Here is a 1,741-nt window from a genome sequence, read left to right on the forward strand (position 1 = left end):
TCTGACTTGCTAACCGCTTACGCTGTCTGCCGTGTCAGTGGATGCGCATTATAGGCATCACACGTTTTTGCGCAAGGCCTTTTTTAATAAAAAAGGATCGCTTGGCGATCTTTTCACCAAAAGCGATCCCTTTTCATATTTAAAGCGACTTTATGACTGTTTATTGTACTTTTTTAGCATTCTGACGGAACTGTTCAAGGAAGGTAGCCACACTTGTATCATCCCAATCAACATACGAACGTACATAGGCCACCAGCTCACCTTGCTCATTTAAGATAAATGTTGCAGGTATCGTATCAAGCGGAAAGACATCACGTAGTTGTTGTTGCGGATCGAAATACGAATTAAATTCGCCTAATCCAAGAGACTCCAAAAATGGCTGCACAATAGCCACAGCTTCAGCATCAATAGAAATGGGCAATAATGCAAAATGTTCTGCATTTAGAGTTTGATTTAATCGATTGAGTGCAGGAAGTTCTCTTACACACGGTGGACACCAAGTAGCCCAAAGATTAACAACAACCACTTTACCCTTATATTGTTCAAAGTTAACCGACTGACCAACGAGATCAGTAAAATCGACCAGAGCAATTGGGAATGGTTGCGGCAATATATTTATACGTTCGAGAGTTGATTCAGAGGTTTGCTTAGCCGCAGCTTGCATGCCGGGGTATGCATTAGCCACACTTGCAGTACCCATAAGAAAGAAGCTAGTGAAGATAAATGCAAACCACTGTTTCAAGGTTAATACTCCAATCGGTTACTTAGTTGTCTTGCTACGATTTAATAGCACATCTAACTCGGCTTGTTGCTCTGTCGACAAGGTTGTCGATTCTGTTGCCTGGATACGTTGCTTACGCACGAAGATAAAACCAATAAAGAGACCCAAAACAAGTAACCCAAATGGACCAAGCCATAGAATATAAGTTTTCGAGTCTAACTTTGGATTGTACAAGACAAAATCGCCATAGCGGCTGGTCATAAATTCAATAATCTCTGAATCTGACTTACCACTATCGACCATGGTATACACCTCAAGACGTAAATCTTGGGCAACCGGAGAGTTTGAATCGACTAAGTTTTGATTCTGACACTGTGGGCAACGCAATTGGTGTGCTAGTGACAATGCTCTTTGTTGATTATCTGCCGATTGAAATTCATAAGTATCAACAGGTGTCGCCATTACCGTTAGAGTTAAAAGTAAACTCGTACAAGCCACCATCATTTTAAATATGAATTTCATTACGATGCTCCATCGACTTTAGCTTCAGCTTGTAATTGCTGGATCATTGGATACAAGGTTTGTGTCCATACTGTTTGATCTATAGGACCGGCATAGCGATAACGAATAATACCGTTATGGTCGACTATAAAAGTTTCCGGTGCTCCATAAACTCCAAGATCAAGACCTAAGCGACCATCTTTATCAAAGATGTTAACTGTGTATGGATCACCTTGAGTCGTTAACTCTTTTACAGCTAATGCTCGTTCGTCACGATAGTTGATACCATATATAGGTAATAAGTTACGTTTAGACAGCATCATCAAATAAGGATGTTCATACTTACATGCCGGACACCAAGTTGCCCAAAAGTTCAACATAGACACTTTTGCTGGAAGATCTTTCTCAGTTAACACTTCACTAGGCACTTCTAAGCGCTCAAGTTGGAAAGCCGGAACTGGCTTTCCTTCTAATGCAGAATCAAGCACTTTAGGATTTAGAAATAATCCTTTGTATAAA

The 1,741-nt window shown here is 40.4% G+C and carries 3 protein-coding genes; all 3 read right to left on the reverse strand.

The window, feature by feature from the left end:
- Nucleotides 1-160 precede the first annotated feature (160 nt).
- Nucleotides 161-700: a TlpA family protein disulfide reductase gene (locus CXF78_RS16480; protein ID WP_102037388.1), complete on the reverse strand. Its 540-nt coding sequence runs from the start codon at nt 698-700 to the stop codon at nt 161-163.
- A gap of 60 nt (nt 701-760) precedes the next feature.
- Nucleotides 761-1,243 carry a heme lyase NrfEFG subunit NrfF gene (gene nrfF, locus CXF78_RS16485; RefSeq protein WP_102037387.1) on the reverse strand — a complete coding sequence of 161 codons (483 nt, stop codon included), beginning with the start codon at nt 1,241-1,243 and terminating at the stop codon, nt 761-763.
- On the reverse strand, nt 1,243-1,741 hold a 499-nt coding region (locus CXF78_RS16490; RefSeq protein ID WP_102037389.1), incomplete at its 5' end, for a DsbE family thiol:disulfide interchange protein. The genes nrfF and CXF78_RS16490, both read right to left, overlap by 1 nt.

Origin of the sequence: Shewanella sp. 11B5 (assembly GCF_002836795.1) — a bacterium.
In the GTDB taxonomy this organism is placed as follows: Bacteria; Pseudomonadota; Gammaproteobacteria; order Enterobacterales; family Shewanellaceae; genus Shewanella; species Shewanella frigidimarina.